This window comes from Streptomyces spiralis (assembly GCF_014654675.1).
In the GTDB taxonomy this organism is placed as follows: Bacteria; Actinomycetota; Actinomycetes; order Streptomycetales; family Streptomycetaceae; genus Streptomyces; species Streptomyces spiralis.
Genome location: NZ_BNBC01000041.1, coordinates 1 through 16,042 on the forward strand (window position 1 = coordinate 1; position 16,042 = coordinate 16,042).

14 protein-coding genes are annotated in these 16,042 nt (G+C 71.0%); 1 reads left to right on the top strand and 13 read right to left on the bottom strand.

The window, feature by feature from the left end; translation table 11 throughout:
• Window positions 1–79: 79 nt before the first annotated feature.
• The 4 genes from IE318_RS32635 to IE318_RS32650 form a co-directional block, all read right to left on the bottom strand.
• Window positions 80–550 carry a GNAT family N-acetyltransferase gene (locus tag IE318_RS32635; RefSeq protein WP_189906256.1) on the bottom strand — a complete coding sequence of 157 codons (471 nt, stop codon included), beginning with the start codon at window positions 548–550 and terminating at the stop codon, window positions 80–82.
• Between the two features lie 8 nt (window positions 551–558).
• Window positions 559–1,503, bottom strand: a complete 945-nt coding sequence (locus IE318_RS32640; protein ID WP_030167727.1) for an RluA family pseudouridine synthase — start codon at window positions 1,501–1,503, stop codon at window positions 559–561.
• A gap of 61 nt (window positions 1,504–1,564) precedes the next feature.
• Complete coding sequence (lspA, locus tag IE318_RS32645) at window positions 1,565–2,287, bottom strand: signal peptidase II (protein ID WP_189906159.1); 723 nt, start codon at window positions 2,285–2,287, stop codon at window positions 1,565–1,567.
• 61 nt (window positions 2,288–2,348) lie between these two features.
• Entirely contained in the window at window positions 2,349–3,350 is a 1,002-nt protein-coding gene (locus IE318_RS32650) for a TraR/DksA family transcriptional regulator (protein ID WP_189906161.1), read from the bottom strand.
• 618 nt (window positions 3,351–3,968) lie between these two features.
• Here IE318_RS32650 and ileS point away from each other — a divergent pair.
• Window positions 3,969–7,106 carry an isoleucine--tRNA ligase gene (ileS, locus tag IE318_RS32655; RefSeq protein ID WP_189906163.1) on the top strand — a complete coding sequence of 1,046 codons (3,138 nt, stop codon included), beginning with the start codon at window positions 3,969–3,971 and terminating at the stop codon, window positions 7,104–7,106.
• Between the two features lie 228 nt (window positions 7,107–7,334).
• On the opposite strand, the gene IE318_RS32660 is transcribed toward ileS, so the two are convergent.
• The 9 genes from IE318_RS32660 to ftsW form a co-directional block, all read right to left on the bottom strand.
• Entirely contained in the window at window positions 7,335–8,516 is a 1,182-nt protein-coding gene (locus IE318_RS32660; RefSeq protein ID WP_189906165.1) for a DivIVA domain-containing protein, read from the bottom strand.
• Window positions 8,517–8,568: 52 nt separating this feature from the next.
• Entirely contained in the window at window positions 8,569–8,859 is a 291-nt protein-coding gene (locus IE318_RS32665) for a YggT family protein (protein ID WP_030167740.1), read from the bottom strand.
• Window positions 8,860–8,909: 50 nt separating this feature from the next.
• Window positions 8,910–9,551: a cell division protein SepF gene (locus IE318_RS32670; protein ID WP_189906167.1), complete on the bottom strand. Its 642-nt coding sequence runs from the start codon at window positions 9,549–9,551 to the stop codon at window positions 8,910–8,912.
• Window positions 9,552–9,678: 127 nt separating this feature from the next.
• Window positions 9,679–10,398 carry a YggS family pyridoxal phosphate-dependent enzyme gene (locus IE318_RS32675; RefSeq protein ID WP_189906168.1) on the bottom strand — a complete coding sequence of 240 codons (720 nt, stop codon included), beginning with the start codon at window positions 10,396–10,398 and terminating at the stop codon, window positions 9,679–9,681.
• Between the two features lie 6 nt (window positions 10,399–10,404).
• A complete protein-coding gene (gene pgeF / locus IE318_RS32680; RefSeq protein ID WP_189906171.1) occupies window positions 10,405–11,136 on the bottom strand; it encodes a peptidoglycan editing factor PgeF in 732 nt (243 codons plus the stop codon).
• Window positions 11,133–12,335, bottom strand: a complete 1,203-nt coding sequence (ftsZ, locus tag IE318_RS32685; protein ID WP_030167749.1) for a cell division protein FtsZ — start codon at window positions 12,333–12,335, stop codon at window positions 11,133–11,135. The genes pgeF and ftsZ overlap by 4 nt, the downstream gene beginning before the upstream one ends.
• Before the next feature lie 287 nt (window positions 12,336–12,622).
• A complete protein-coding gene (locus IE318_RS32690) occupies window positions 12,623–13,417 on the bottom strand; it encodes a cell division protein FtsQ/DivIB (RefSeq protein ID WP_189906173.1) in 795 nt (264 codons plus the stop codon).
• Window positions 13,418–13,445: 28 nt separating this feature from the next.
• A complete protein-coding gene (murG, locus tag IE318_RS32695; RefSeq protein WP_030167755.1) occupies window positions 13,446–14,534 on the bottom strand; it encodes an undecaprenyldiphospho-muramoylpentapeptide beta-N-acetylglucosaminyltransferase in 1,089 nt (362 codons plus the stop codon).
• 6 nt (window positions 14,535–14,540) lie between these two features.
• Complete coding sequence (ftsW, locus tag IE318_RS32700; RefSeq protein ID WP_189906175.1) at window positions 14,541–16,019, bottom strand: putative lipid II flippase FtsW; 1,479 nt, start codon at window positions 16,017–16,019, stop codon at window positions 14,541–14,543.
• Between the last annotated feature and the right edge of the window lie 23 nt (window positions 16,020–16,042).

Sequence of the window (16,042 nt, forward strand, 5' to 3'; positions counted from 1 at the left end):
CAGTCAGCTCATGACGACGCACCACGAACCGACCAACGAGCAACCGACTTTGCGGACACCCCCTAGGGGGTGTCTCGCCCTAGAGCGCGCGCCGCATCGCCCGGTGCGGTATGCCGGCGTCCGGGAACTCCGGGCCGTACGCCTCGTACCCGAGCCGTTCGTAGAAGCCCAGGGCGTGGGTCTGCGCGTGCAGGTCCACCGCCGCGAGGCCGCGCGCGCGTGCCGCGTCCTCGATGGCGCGCACCAGGGCGGCGCCGACGCCCAGCCCGCGGGCCTGCTGGGTGACGGCGAGCCGCCCGAGGGAGCCGACGGTGGGGTCACCGCCCGTCCTGCCGGCGGCCGCCTCGCCGTGCAGCAGCCGTCCGGTGCCGAGCGGGGTCCCGTCCTCGCGGACGGCGAGCACATGGAGGGCCACGGCGTCGAGGGCGTCGTACTCGATGTCCTCGGGGACGCCCTGCTCGACGACGAAGACCTCCTTGCGCACCGCGAAGCAGGCCTCGCGGTCGGCGGGGTCCTCGGCGACGCGGGTCGTGTACGCCGTGCTGCTCAGCGGGCCGTTCATGCGTAGGTCTCCTCGCGGACCTGGTCGAGGGCCTTCTGCAGGTCCTCGGGGTAGTCGCTGGTGAACTCGGCCCACCGGCCGTCGCCGGGGTGCTCGAAGCCGAGGCGTACGGCGTGCAGCCACTGCCTGGTCAGCTTCAGCCGCCTGGCGAGCGTGGGGTCGGCGCCGTAGGTGAGGTCGCCGACGCAGGGGTGGCGGTGGGCGGCCATGTGGACGCGGATCTGGTGGGTGCGTCCGGTCTCCAGCTTCACGTCCAGCAGGGACGCCGCGCGGAAGGCCTCGATCAGGTCGTAGTGGGTGACGGACGGCTTGCCCTCGGCCGTGACCGCCCACTTGTAGTCGTGGTTCGGGTGCCGGCCGATGGGCGCGTCGATGGTGCCGCTGGTCGGGTCGGGGTGGCCCTGGACGAGGGTGTGGTAGCGCTTGTCGACCGTGCGCTCCTTGAACTGGCGCTTGAGCGACGTGTACGCGTACTCGGACTTGGCGACCACCATCAGGCCCGAGGTGCCGACGTCGAGGCGGTGCACGATGCCCTGGCGCTCGGCGGCGCCGGAGGTCGAGATGCGGAACCCGGCGGCGGCCAGCCCGCCGATGACCGTCGGACCGGTCCAGCCGGGGCTGGGGTGTGCGGCGACGCCGACCGGCTTGACGATCACGACCACGTCCTCGTCGTCGTGCACGATCTCCATGCCCTCGACCGGTTCGGCGACGACCTGCACGGGCGCGGGTGCCTGCGGCATCTCGACCTCGAGCCAGGCCCCGCCGCGCACCCGCTCGGACTTGCCGACCGCCGTGCCGTCGACCAGCACCTTGCCCGCGGCGGCCAGCTCGGCCGCCTTCGTGCGGGAGAAGCCGAACATGCGGGAGATGGCGGCGTCGACGCGCTCGCCCTCCAGGCCGTCGGGCACGGGCAGGGTACGGATCTCGGGAAGCGTGCTCACCCGTCGAGTATGCCGGACGGGGCCGGCACCCCGGACGGGAGCCTGTGGACAACCGGGTCGGTCAGTCCCTGTGGACGGTGCCGTCCGGGTCCAGACCGCGGAAGGACAGCAGCACGATCAGGATGCCGCCGCAGACGATCGCCGAGTCGGCGAGGTTGAAGACGGCGAAGTGCTTGGGCGCGATGAAGTCGACGACCGCGCCCTCGAAGACACCGGGCGCCCGGAAGATCCGGTCGGTGAGGTTGCCGAGCGCTCCGCCGAGCAGCAGGCCGAGGGCGATCGCCCAGGGCAGGCTGTAGAGCTTGCGGGCGAGCCGGGTGATCACCACGATCACGGCGGCGGCGATCACCGTGAAGATCACCGTGTAGGCCTCGCCGAAGCTGAAGGCGGCACCGGCGTTGCGGATCGCCTCCAGCCGCAGCCAGTCCCCGAGGATCCGCACCGGCGCGTGGTTCTCCAGCTTGGCGACGACGATCAGCTTGCTGATCAGGTCGAGGGCGTACGCGAACGCCGCGACCGAGAACAACACCGCGATCCGGCGCCTGCCCCGGGGCCGCTCGGCCGGGGCGGGGCTCTGGCCGGCGGCGCCCGCGGGCTCCGCGGGGCCGTCCGCCGCAGGGCCGTCGATGCCGGGCCCGCCGGCCGGGGCGGCCGGGCCGTCGGTGCCCGCGCTCCCGGCCTCGGAGCGCCGGCCCGGCGCCGTGTTCCCGCCGGGGCCTTCCTGCCCGGGCCGTGCCGCATCCGGGGTGTCCGGCGTACCGATGATGCGCTCCGCCTCTGCCACGTGAGTCCCTCAACCTAGGTACCTGACTGAGGACGAGAGTACGGCACGTCCCGTACCCGGTTCAGTACCGGCGTTCCTGCTTCTGCTTGCACTCCACGCACAGGGTGGCCCGTGGAAAGGCCTGCATACGGGCCTTGCCGATGGGGTTGCCGCAGTTCTCGCACAGACCGTAGGTGCCCGCGTCCAGCCGGTCCAGGGCGCGCTCGGTCTGGACGAGCATCTCGCGCGCGTTGGCGGCGAGCGCCATCTCGTGCTCGCGCGTGATGTTCTTGGCCCCGGTGTCCGCCTGGTCGTCGCCCGCGCCGTCGCCGGAGTCCCGCATCAGCCCCGCGAGGGACGCCTCGGACGAGCTGATCTCGGTGCGCAGCCGCTCCATCTCGGACTGCAGCTCCGCGCGGGCCTCCGCCACCTCCTCCGGGGTCCAGGGGTCCTCGCCGGGGCGTACCGCGAGGTCGCCCGGTTCCACCGCCGCGGCGACGCGTGCCTTGGGGACGGCGGTCGTGGCCGCCGTGGCCGTGCCAGGAGTCTTCTTCGCAACCACCGTCGTGGCTCCCGTCTGCTTCGCGGCCCGAGCCGCGCCCGCCTTCTTGCCCGTGCTCTTCCTGCCCACACCGGCCCCCTCCCCACCCCGCTCGGGGGTGCCGGCGGCGCCCTTCGCGGCCGCTTCGGGTGCCGTCGCCCCGGAAGCCGTCGCCTTGGGCGCCGCAGCCCTGGGTGCCGTCGCCTTGGGTGCCCTCGCTCCGGAGGCCGGCTGCCGCGCGGAGGTCTTCGGGGTCTTCTTGCCGCCGGTGGCCTTCGCGCGCGTGCCAGCGTGCGGGGTGTCCTTCGCGGGCGTCTCCTCCGGCCCGGGCTTCTCCGCCGCCCTCTTCGAGGTGGGTTTCACGGCGGGCTTCGTGGTCTTCGGCTTCGTCTTCGTCGTCTTCGTCGTCTTCGCGGCCGTGGGCGCGGCGTGGGTGCTCGGCATCCCGTTCACGTCCTTCACGTCCTCGGCCATGCCGACGGAGGCGCCGGAGCCCCGGGACCTGCCGGACGCCGACTGCTGGGCGGTCTTCTTCGCCACCATGGCCGCGGCCCCTTCACATATTGTGATCTTGCTCGCGAATCGTGCTGGGACGATAAATCGACTCGAGTCCCGCGGCAACGGGGCACGCCGCCCGATTCGCCCGCCTCGCGCGTACCGCTCGGCCGGCATGCATGCGTTGTGCCCAGCTCTTCGCCGGGTAATCCGACCAGTAGCAGGTCCTACGATCCGAACCCGGCGCACCTCGCCGTTCGGGTCACCGAGCCCCTCCCCCGCCGGCCCCGCTCTCCATGCGCTCCGCACGCCCGGCGCGCGAAAACCGGTCGGCCGCTGTCCCCGGGGCGCCGTACACTGGGCGGAGCGAGAAGCGTGGATGGGGACGAGTAGCGGCGTACGCAGCCCAGAGCGACCCGGGGACGGTGTGAGCCCGGGGGCGAGCGCGACGTGAAGATCACCCCGGAGCCGCCGGAAGAACGCCCCAGCGAGGCCGCGGGGGCCAGTAGAACCGGCATCGCGACCCCAATGAGGGGGCTCGTCGGCGCGTACGGCGCACCGGGGAGCCAAGGAGGGTGGTACCGCGGGAGCGCGCCGCACACGGCGTAGAAGCACGACGCTCTCGTCCCTCCGACGGAAGGCAGTACGTCCGCCGGAGGAAGATCGATGACGCAGTACCGCCAGGTGCCCGCCCAGGTCGACCTGCCCGCGCTCGAGCACGCGGTGCTCGACTTCTGGCGCGAGCAGAAGATCTTTGCCAAGAGCCTGGAGCAGTCCGAGGGCCGCCCCGAGTGGGTGTTCTACGAGGGCCCGCCCACCGCCAACGGCATGCCGGGCGCCCACCACATCGAGGCGCGCGTCTTCAAGGACGTCTTCCCCCGCTTCCGCACCATGCGCGGCTACCACGTGGCCCGCAAGGCCGGCTGGGACTGCCACGGCCTGCCCGTGGAGCTCGCGGTGGAGAAGGAGCTGGGCTTCTCCGGCAAGCAGGACATCGAGGCGTACGGCATCGCCGAGTTCAACGCCAAGTGCCGCGAGTCCGTGACCCGGCACACCGACGCCTTCGCCGAGCTGACGACCCGCATGGGCTACTGGGTCGACCTCGACGACGCCTACCGCACCATGGACCCCGACTACGTGGAGTCCGTCTGGTGGTCGCTGAAGGAGATCTTCGACAAGGGGCTGCTGGTCCAGGACCACCGCGTCGCCCCCTGGTGCCCGCGCTGCGGCACCGGCCTGTCCGACCACGAGCTGGCGCAGGGCTACGAGACGGTCGTCGACCCGTCCGTCTACGTCCGCTTCCCGCTCACCTCGGGCCCGCTGGCCGACGAGGCCGCGCTGCTGGTGTGGACGACCACCCCCTGGACGCTGGTGTCCAACACGGCGGTCGCCGCGCACCCGGAGGTGACCTACGTCGTCGCCACGAACGGCGAGGAGAAGCTCGTCGTCGCCGAGCCGCTCGTCGGCAAGGCGCTCGGCGAGGGCTGGCAGACCACCGGCCAGACCTTCACCGGCGCCGAGATGGAGCGCTGGACCTACCGGCGGCCGTTCGAGCTGGTGGAGTTCCCGGAGCCGGCGCACTACGTGGTGAACGCCGAGTACGTGACCACCGAGGACGGTACGGGTCTGGTCCACCAGTCCCCCGCCTTCGGTGAGGACGACCTCAAGGTCTGCCGCTCCTACGGCCTGCCGGTGGTCAACCCGGTCCGCCCGGACGGCACCTTCGAGGAGGACGTCCCGCTGGTCGGCGGCGTCTTCTTCAAGAAGGCCGACGAGAAGCTCACCGAGGACCTCCAGCAGCGCGGCCTGCTCTTCAAGCACCTGCCGTACGAGCACAGCTACCCGCACTGCTGGCGCTGCCACACCGCGCTGCTGTACTACGCGCAGCCGTCCTGGTACATCCGCACCACGGCGATCAAGGACCGGCTGCTCCAGGAGAACGAGAAGACCAACTGGTTCCCGGAGACGGTCAAGCACGGCCGGTACGGGGACTGGCTGAACAACAACATCGACTGGGCGCTGTCCCGCAACCGCTACTGGGGCACCCCGCTGCCGATCTGGCGCTGCGAGGACAGCCACCTCACCTGCGTGGGCTCCCGCGCGGAGCTGACCCAGCTGACCGGCACCGACCAGTCGGGCCTGGACCCGCACCGGCCGTTCATCGACGAGGTCACCTTCGCCTGCCCGCACGAGGGCTGCGCCGGCACGGCCACGCGCGTACCGGAGGTCATCGACGCCTGGTACGACTCGGGTTCGATGCCGTTCGCGCAGTGGGGCTACCCGTACAAGAACAAGGAGCTGTTCGAGAGCCGCTACCCGGCGCAGTTCATCTCCGAGGCCATCGACCAGACCCGCGGCTGGTTCTACACGCTGATGGCGGTCGGCACGCTGGTGTTCGACAAGTCGTCCTACGAGAACGTCGTGTGCCTGGGCCACATCCTCGCCGAGGACGGCCGCAAGATGTCCAAGCACCTGGGCAACATCCTGCAGCCGATCCCGCTCATGGACCAGCACGGCGCGGACGCGGTGCGCTGGTTCATGGCGGCCGGCGGCTCCCCGTGGGCGGCCCGCCGGGTCGGCCACGGCACCATCCAGGAGGTCGTCCGCAAGACGCTCCTGACGTACTGGAACACGGTCGCCTTCCAGGCGCTGTACGCCCGTACGTCGAACTGGGCGCCGTCCGAGGCCGACCCGGCCCCGGCCGACCGCCCGCTGCTCGACCGCTGGCTGCTCAGCGAGCTGCACGCGCTGACCGACCAGGTCACGCAGGCGCTGGAGGCGTACGACACCCAGCGCGCCGGCAAGCTGCTGTCCGCGTTCGTCGACGACCTGTCCAACTGGTACGTGCGCCGCTCGCGCCGCCGCTTCTGGCAGGGCGACAAGGCGGCGCTGCGCACGCTGCACGAGGTCGTCGAGACGGTGACGAAGCTGATGGCGCCGATCACGCCATTCATCACCGAGCGGGTCTGGCAGGACCTGATCGTGCCGGTCACCCCGGGCGCCCCGGAGTCCGTCCACCTGTCCTCCTGGCCGGAGGCGGACCTGACCGCCATCGACCCGGAGCTGTCGCGGCAGATGGTGCTGGTGCGCCGGCTCGTGGAGCTGGGCCGGGCCACGCGCGCGGAGTCGGGCGTCAAGACCCGTCAGCCGCTGCGGCGGGCGCTGGTGGCCGCCGCCGGCTTCGAGTCCCTGGACCGGGAGCTGCACGCGCAGATCACGGAGGAGCTGAACGTCTCCTCGCTGGCGTCGCTCAGCGAGGTCGGCGGGTCGCTGGTGGACACCACCGCGAAGGCCAACTTCCGGGCGCTGGGCAAGCGGTTCGGCAAGCGCGTCCAGGACGTGGCCAAGGCGATCGCCGGAGCCGACGCGGCGGCGCTGTCGCTGGCGCTGCGGGAGGGTACGGCGTCGGTCGAGGTCGACGGTGAGACGATCACGCTGGCGCCGGACGAGGTGATCATCACCGAGACTCCGCGTGAGGGCTGGTCGGTGGCGTCCGACGCGGGTGCGACGGTGGCGCTGGATCTGGAGATCACGGAGGAGCTGCGGCGCGCGGGCCTGGCGCGGGACGCGATCCGGCTGATCCAGGAGGCGCGCAAGAACAGCGGGCTGGACGTGGCGGACCGCATCGCGCTGCGGTGGGTGTCCACGGACCCGGCCGTCATCTCGGCGCTGTCCGAGCACGCGGGTCTGATCGCCGAGGAGGTCCTCGCGACGGACTTCGCGCAGGGCGAGGCCGACGACACCTACGGTGCCGAGTTCACCGACGAGGGGCTGTCGCTGACGTTCCGTCTGCGCAAGGTGTGAGTCCCGGCGGGGGCGGGCGCCCCAGGGTGTTCGCCCCCGCCACCCCTGCCCTTCCCGTGCGGGCCGGTGGGCTTTGTCGCGTCCACGCGGCGGAGCCGCATATCGATGCGGCCCCGTATCGATGCGGCCCCGCGCCCCTGAAATGACCGAACGGCCCCGGAGGTGAAACCTCCGGGGCCGTTCTCGCAGGCTGCCGATGCCTTGTCTCAGGAACCCTTCAGGGGGTCCTCAGTTGTCGTCCTCGTCGATGAGGAAGCCGCGCATCGGGGACGGGGCCTGGCCCATGGGGGACGGGCCCTGCGGGCGTACCGGTGCCATCGGCTGGGTCATCGCCGGGGACATCTGCTGCTGGCCGCCGTAGGACGGGCCGGACGGGCTGGGCGCGCCGCCCATCGTCTGGTTGCCGCCGTAGGACGGGGCGCTCGCGCCGGCCGGGGCCATGGAGGGCGCCGGGGACGGCGGGAGCGAGGCCGTCGCGGGGGTGCGCGGCGGGGCCAGGGAGTCGTCGGCCTGGGTCTCCAGCTGGCGCAGCTGGGACTCGAGGTACGACTTCAGGCGCGTGCGGTACTCGCGTTCGAAGCCGCGCAGGTCCTCGACCTTGCGCTCCAGCGTGGCGCGGGCGGACTCCAGGGAGCCCATCGCGACGCGGTGCTTCTCCTGCGCGTCCCGCTCCAGCGCGTCGGCCTTGGCGCGGGCGTCGCGCTCGAGGCCCTCGGCACGCGAACGCGCCTCGCCGACGATCTTGTTGGCCTCGGAACGGGCCTCGGCGATCGCCTGGTCGGCGGTCTGCTGGGCCAGCGACAGGACGCGCGCGGCGCTGTCGCCACCGGGGCCCTGACCCATCGGGCCGGGACCGCCCATGGGACCGGGGCCGCCCATCGGGCCGGGACCCATCTGGCCCTGCATCGGGCCTTGACCCATCGGACCAGGACCCTGGCCCATCGGGCCGGGACCCTGCGGGCCCTGTCCGCCGGGGCCGGCGGGCAGCTGCGGGGCACCGCTCGGCAGCTGGGGCGGGCCACCCATGGGGCCACCCATCTGCTGCTGCGGCGGGCCCGATATCCCGGCGGGAACCGGAGCGCCCGGACCTCGCATGCCCTGCTGAGGCATGCCGCCCTGCTGAGGCATACCGCCCTGCTGAGGCATGCCGCCCTGCTGAGGCATGCCGCCCTGCGGATGCTGCGGCTGGTCCTGCTGCTCCGGGGGCTTGCGCATGTTCTGCTGGTTCTGGGCGGCGGCACGGGTGGCCGCGGCCAGCTTGGCGCGCAGGTCCTCGTTCTCGCGGAGCAGACGGGTCAGCTCGGCCTCGACCTCGTCGAGGAAGGCATCGACCTCGTCCTCGTCATAGCCTTCTCGGAGGCGGACGGTCGTGAACTGCTTGTTCCGCACGTCCTCGGGGGTCAACGGCATCTCTTCACCTCAACGTAGTCATCGGCAGTCGGCAAGACCGTATCGTCCACTGTCACGTCGCCAGGTTTCCCACGATGGCGATCAGGACGTAGACGATGATCATCAGTACGAAGAAGGACAGGTCGAGCGCCACGCCCCCGAGACGCAGCGGCGGGATGAACCGCCGCAGAAGCTTCAGCGGTGGATCGGTGACAGTGTAGGTGGCCTCAAGAACGACCACCATCGCCTTGCCGGGTTGCCACGAGCGGGCGAACTGGAACACATAGTCCATGACCAACCGGAAGATCAGCACGATGAGGAACACCATCAGCGCGATGTAGAGAACCTCCATGGCCACGCCCATGATCGGTGCTTCCCTCTCCCCTGTTCCGTGCCTGTCGTCCGGTCTGTGTCTCAGCTCTGGTTGAAGAACCCGCCCTCTGCGATGCGGGCCTTGTCCTCCGCCGTGACATCGACGTTAGCAGGCGACAACAGAAACACCTTCTGCGTCACCCGCTCGATGCTGCCGTGAAGACCAAACACCAAACCGGCCGCAAAGTCGACAAGTCGCTTCGCATCTGTGTCATCCATCTCAGTGAGATTCATGATCACCGGGGTACCCTCACGGAAGTGTTCCCCGATGGTACGGGCCTCGTTGTAGGTCCGGGGGTGCAGTGTGGTGATCCGGTACGGCTCACGTTCGGACACGACCTTGGGCATGATCACCGGTGCGTTCTTCTCCAGGCTTGCGCGTTCTTGTGTGATGGACGCCACGGGCGCGATGCGCGCCGGACGTCCCGTTTCCGCCGGAAGCGAAGCGGAATGGGACACGGGTTCGCGGGGTGCCGGAGGCTGCACCACGCGTACCGGTTCGTCCCTTTGTGACTGGTGTGTCCCAAGTGACTGATGCGACGGTTCGTGCCGTCGGCGGTCCCGCTCGGGCTCCGGGTCCAGTTCGGGCTCGAACTCGTCATCGGGGTCGAAGCCCCGGCCGTCGTACCCATCGTCCTCCACGAGGCCGAGGTAGACCGCCATCTTGCGCATCGCGCCGGCCATGCTCTGAGTCCTCCGCTCTGTGGTGGATCCGCTGACGACCGCCAAGTCCCCGCGATCCACGAGGTCGTTGCGCCTTCTTCGGCGGTATTGACCATATTTTCTGCTGTGGTCCGACTTCCTGGCGACGTTACCCGAGCCTGGGGCGGACTCCGAGTACCGCAGTGCCGACGCGTACGTGTGTCGCTCCGGCGGCCACGGCCTGTTCGAGGTCCGCGCTCATCCCTGCCGAGACCATGGTGGCAGTCGGATGGCTCGCGCGCAGGGAGGTCGACAAATCCATGAGCCGTTCGAACGCCGCCTGTTGACGCCCGGCGTACTCGCCGGTCAGCGGCGCGACGGTCATCAGCCCGTCGAGCCGGAGCCCCTCGGAACGGGCGACGAGGTCGGCCAACTCTTCGATTCCGCCGGGGCCCACGCCACCCCGCTCTCCCCGGCCGCTCTCTCCGGCGTCCAGAGCGACCTGGATCAGGCAGCCCACCTCGCGCCCGGCCCGTACGGCCTCCTTCGAGAGCGCGGTGACGAGCCGTGAACGGTCGACGGACTGCACGACGTCCGCGTAACCCACCACGGATCGCACCTTGTTGGTCTGAAGTTGACCGACAAAATGCCAACTGAGGGGCAGATCGGCACATTCGGCGGCCTTCGGCGCGGCCTCCTGGTCGCGGTTCTCGGCGACATGGCGCACACCGAGTTCCGACAGGACCCGCACATCCGCGGCCGGGTAGGTCTTGGTGACCACGATGAGGGTCACCTCCTGACGCGGACGCCCCGCGGCCGCGCACGCCGCGGCGATGCGCTCCTCAACCCTCGCCAGATTCCCGGCGATTTGTTCCCTACGGTCCGTCATGCCCCATCAGTCCAGCCAGACATAGCCTGCGAGCCGGCCGGTGGTGCGGTCGCGGCGGTACGAGAAGTGGTCCTTCGACTCCCGCGTGCACACCGGCGACTGCTCCCGGTCGTGCACCCCGAGGCGCTCGAGCTGGGCGTGCACCCCGGCGCTCACGTCCACGGCCGGCGTGCCCCAACTCGTCTCGGCGTACGCCGCCGGCTCGACGGCGGACACCTCGGTACGCATCGCCTCCGGCACCTCGTAGCACCGGCCGCACACCGCGGGTCCGGTGCGGGCGACGATCCGGCCCGGCTCGGCGCCGAGTTCGACCATGGCGCGCACGGCGGCGGGAACCACTCCGGCCACCATGCCGGGCCGTCCCGCGTGGGCCGCGGCGGCGATCCCGGCGACGGGGTCGGCGAGCAGCACGGGGGTGCAGTCGGCGGTGAGCACGGCGAGGGCGAGCCCGCGCCGGCGGGTGACGACCGCGTCGACGGAGGGGATGTCGGCCGCCGTTCCCCAGGGTTCGTCCACCACCGCAACGTCCGTCCCGTGCACCTGGTTCATCCAGACCACCCGGGCCGGGTCGAGTCCGAGGGAGGCGGCCGCCCGTTCCCGGTTGGTGCGTACGGCGCCGGGGTCGTCGCCGACCGCGCCGCCGAGGTTGAGCTCCTCGTACGGAACGGCGCTCACCCCGCCCCACCGGTCGGTGAAGGCGAAGTGCGCGCCGTTCACGGTGTCGCGCTGTCCTATCACTTGAGGAAGTCCGGTACGTCCAGTTCCTCGGCCGCGCTGTCCGAGTAGCTCCGCGGTGCCGGGGGGACCGGCGTCGAGGCCGGGAGGTCGCTGACCGGCTCCGGGGTCGCGGGCTCCGGCTCCTCCTTCGGGGTCACGCTGCCCAGCGAGCCGAAGGTCGGGCGGCTCTCGGGCTGCCGTACCGGGTTGGGCTCCTCGCGGCGCTGCGCGGGCGTGGTCGCACCGAGGACGTTGTCCCGGCGGGCCGGGGGCTGGCCGCCGTCGAAGCCGGCCGCGATCACGGTGACCCGGACCTCGTCGCCGAGTGCGTCGTCGATGACCGCGCCGAAGATGATGTTGGCCTCGGGGTGGGCGGCCTCGCTGACCAGCTGGGCGGCCTCGTTGATCTCGAACAGGCCCAGGTCGGAGCCGCCGGAGATGGACAGCAGCACACCGCGGGCGCCGTCGATGGAGGCCTCGAGCAGCGGCGAGGAGATCGCCATCTCGGCGGCGGCCACCGCGCGGTCGTCGCCGCGGGCCGAGCCGATGCCCATGAGCGCCGAACCGGCCTCGGACATGACCGACTTGACGTCGGCGAAGTCGAGGTTGATCAGGCCGGGCGTGGTGATGAGGTCGGTGATGCCCTGGACACCGGAGAGCAGGACCTGGTCGGCCGACTTGAAGGCGTCCAGGACCGAGACCTGGCGGTCCGAGATGGACAGCAGCCGGTCGTTCGGGATGACGATGAGGGTGTCGACCTCTTCGCGCAGTTCCGCGATGCCGTCCTCGGCCTGGTTGGCGCGGCGCCGCCCCTCGAAGGTGAACGGGCGGGTGACCACGCCGATGGTGAGGGCGCCCAGCGAACGTGCGATGTTGGCCACGACCGGCGCGCCGCCGGTGCCGGTGCCGCCGCCTTCACCGGCCGTCACGAAGACCATGTCGGCCCCCTTGAGGACCTCCTCGATCTCCTCGCGGTGGTCCTCGGCGGCCTTGCGGCCGACGGCCGGGTTGGCTCCGGCGCCGAGTCCGCGGGTGAGTTCGCGGCCGACGTCGAGCTTGACGTCGGCGTCGCTCATCAACAGCGCCTGTGCGTCGGTGTTGATGGCGATGAACTCGACGCCCTTGAGACCGACCTCGATCATCCGGTTGATGGCATTGACACCACCGCCGCCGACACCGATGACTTTGATGACTGCGAGGTAGTTCTGCGGTGCTGCCACGTCGAAGGCCTCTCGCCTCGAGTTACGTGTCGCCGAATCGTCGAAGCACTGCTGCCTCGCGGTCCGACGACTGATGCCGAATGGGACGGTCCGTAGTGCCGACCCGAACCCTAACCCTGAAGTTTAGGGTTACCAGTGTGTCTGTTCCCTGAAGTCTTCTGAACAGGACACTAAGTCGACAAGTGGCGCCCGTTCAACGAACACGCCGAACCTCCCGTTTTTCTTTTCACCCTATGTGATCAGGCATAGCGCTGCCCAACCAGGGTGCTGGCCTGCGCGGACGGCCGTCAACTCCCCGACGAGGCAGGGGCGGTGGGAACACTGACGTCGAAGTGCCGCGCGCCGGGGGCCGCTTTCATCAGTGCGGTGAGCGCGCGGGCCTTCTCGGCGCCGTTCTCGGCGCTGCCCCAGGCGACGGTGCGGCCATCGCCCAACTCCAGCGAGATGTCGTCGTAGGTACGGACCTTGACGACCCGGGTCCGGCCGGCGACGGCCGCCGGGATCCGCGCCGCGACGGCGACCGCCTCACGCACGAGCCGGCTCTCGTCGAAGCGCCGCAGGCTCGCCGCCGCCGATCCGTCACGCGAAAGCGACAATTCCAGGACGGGCACGCCTTTCGGCGCCTGCGAAACCGTGGCGAACCGGACGCCGCCGCGATCCACTTCGACGAACTTTCCGCCCTTTTCCTCCACCATGACCGCGGTGCGTTCGCCGACTTTCAGGTCGATTCCATGAGGCCATGAACGAACCACGTCAACCGTGTCAATTCGGGGCAATTGACGACGCAGTCGGGCGGCGATCGCGTCGGTGTCGACGGAAATGAGCGGGTCCCCCACCGGGACCGCGGCGGCGGCGCGCACCTGGGCGGGCGTCAACACCCGTGTGCCGGAAACGGACACCCGCTCCACCCGCGTCCACGCGGAGCCGTACAGAAGCCAGAGTGAGCCGCCGGCGAGGAGCAGCAGAGCCAGCGCCAGGATGACGATCGTACGAAGACGCGGCGGCCTCAGCCTGCGGACCAGGGGCGGGCCGGACGACTCCTGCTGGCGTTCACCGCGCTCGGCGGTCGTCGGTCCGGCCACGCTTTCAAGCCCCTTCGGTCATATGGTCCTAACGGCGCGAGGCGATCGCCTCGTACACCATGCCGACGAGCAGGTCGTCGGCGTCCCGGCGGCCGAACTCCGCGGCGGCGCGGGACATCTGGTACAGCCGGTGCGGATCGGCCAGCACGGGCAGGACGTTGTGCTGCACCCACTCCGGGGTGAGTTCCGCGTCGTCGACCAGGAGTCCGCCGCCGGCCTTCACCACCGGCTGGGCGTTCAGCCGCTGTTCGCCGTTGCCGATGGGCAGCGGGACGTAGGCGGCCGGGAGCCCGACGGCGGAGAGTTCGGCGACGGTCATCGCGCCGGCGCGGCAGAGCATCATGTCGGCCGCGGCGTACGCGAGGTCCATCCGGTCCAGGTAACTTACCGGGATGTAGGGGGGCATCCCCGGCATCTGGTGCACCTGCGGCAGTTCGTTCTTCGGGCCGACCGCGTGCAGGATCTGGATGCCGGCCTGCTGGAGCCAGGGCGCGACCTGCTGGACCACCTCGTTGAGCCGGCGGGCGCCCTGGGAGCCGCCGGAGACCAGCAGCGTCGGCAGGTTGGGGTCCAGTCCGAACGCGGCGCGCGCCTGGGGGCGTACGGCGGCCCGGTCGAGGGTGGCGATGGCGCGGCGCAGCGGGATGCCGATGTAGCGGGCGCCTCGCAGCTTGCTGTCCGGCGTGGAGACGGCGACCTGGGCGGCGTAGCGCGAACCGATCTTGTTGGCCAGGCCCGGGCGGGCGTTCGCCTCGTGGATCACGATGGGCACGCCGAGCCGCTTGGCGGCGAGATAGCCGGGCAGAGCGACATATCCGCCGAAGCCGACCACGGCGTCGGCCTTGGTGCGCTCCAGGATCTGCTCGGCGGCCTTGATCGTGCCGCGCAGCCGGCCCGGGACGGTGATCAGTTCGGGGGTGGGCTTGCGCGGCAGCGGCACCGCCGGGATCAGCGCGAGCTCGTAGCCGCGCTCGGGAACGAGCCGGGTCTCCAGGCCCCGCTCCGTGCCCAGGGCCGTGATTCCCACGGTCGGGTCCTGCCTGCGCAGGGCGTCCGCGAGGGCGAGCGCGGGCTCGATGTGGCCCGCGGTACCTCCGCCGGCGAGTACGACATGCACCGAAATTCACCGCTCTCCGGACGGACGCGCCGCCGAGGCACGCCGTCGCATCGTGTTCCATCTCCGAGGCCCCTGGCCGGACCCCTGGCCCGATCCTGCACCGGATACCCGGCCCGAGCCACGGCCCGATCCCCCGCCGGGCTCCCGGCCGGGTTTCCGGCCGGCACTCCGGTCGGGCCTCCGTCCGGACTTCCGGCCGGCCGCGGAGCCTCCCGCCCGCTTTCTACCAAAGCGAGGTTGCCGCATGGCAAGCGCCGCCCGCGCAGCGGGTTCGTCCCGCGCGAAGGCGATCAGCAGCCCGATGGCGAACATGGTCGGCAGCAGGGCGGATCCCCCGTAGGAGAACAGCGGGAGGGGGACACCGGCGATCGGCAGCAGACCGAGCACCGCACCGATGTTGATCACCGCCTGAGCGGTGATCCAGGTGGTCACGCCTCCCGCGGCGTACCTCACGAAGGGGTCCTCCGTGCGTCCGGCCACGCGGATGCCCGCATAGCCTAGAGCCGCGAACAGGGCGAGCACCGACAGTGTCCCCGCCAGGCCCAGTTCCTCGCCGGTGACGGCGAAGATGAAGTCGGTGTGGGCTTCGGGAAGTTGCCCCCATTTTTCCACACTCGCACCGAGGCCGGAACCGAAGAGTCCGCCGGAGGCGAGGGCGTAGATGCCGTGCACCGCCTGCCAGCACTTGGTGACGTCGCCGGACCCCACACAGGCGAACCGGTCCAGGCGGTTGGGGCTGGTCTTGATGAGGACCAGGCCGATCAGGGCGGCGACCGACAGGACGCCGACGAAGAGGCGGGTGGGCGCGCCCGCGAGCCAGAGCAGGCCGAACAGGATGGCGGTGAGGATGATCGCGGTGCCCATGTCGCCGCCGAGCATGATCAGGCCGAGCAGCATGAAGGCGACCGGGACGAGCGGCACCAGCATGTGCTTCCACTGGGTCAGCAGCCGCTTCTCCTGCTTGCGCGCGATCAGGTCGGCGCCCCACAGCACCAGCGCCAGCTTGCCGATCTCGCTGGGCTGGATCTGGAAGGAGCCGCCCAGCGCGATCCAGTTCTGGTTGCCGTTGACCGACATCCCTATCCCGGGCACCTGCACCAGCGCCATCAGGAACACCGCGCCCGCCAGGATCGGATAGGCCAGGGCCCGGTGCAGCTTCACCGGCATCCTGGCGGCGGCCAGCAGCAGCCCGCCGCCGATCACGGCCGCCAGCAGCTGCTTGCGGAAGAAGTACGACCCCGGCAGCGCCATCTGCAGCGCGGTGATCTGGGAGGCCGAGTAGACCATCACCAGACCCAGCACGGTGATCAGCGAGCTGCCGCCGAGGATCACGTAGTACGCGGTGAGCGGACGGTCCCAGGCCTTGCGGGCGCGGGTGACGAGCCGGCGTACGGGGTTGTCGGGCGAGTTCCGGCCGGCGGCGGGCCGTGCACCGGCCCCCCGCACGGGCGGCCGCCCGGTGCGGCTGCCGGGGCTACCGGCCATCTCCACCTCCGCGGTACGTCGGC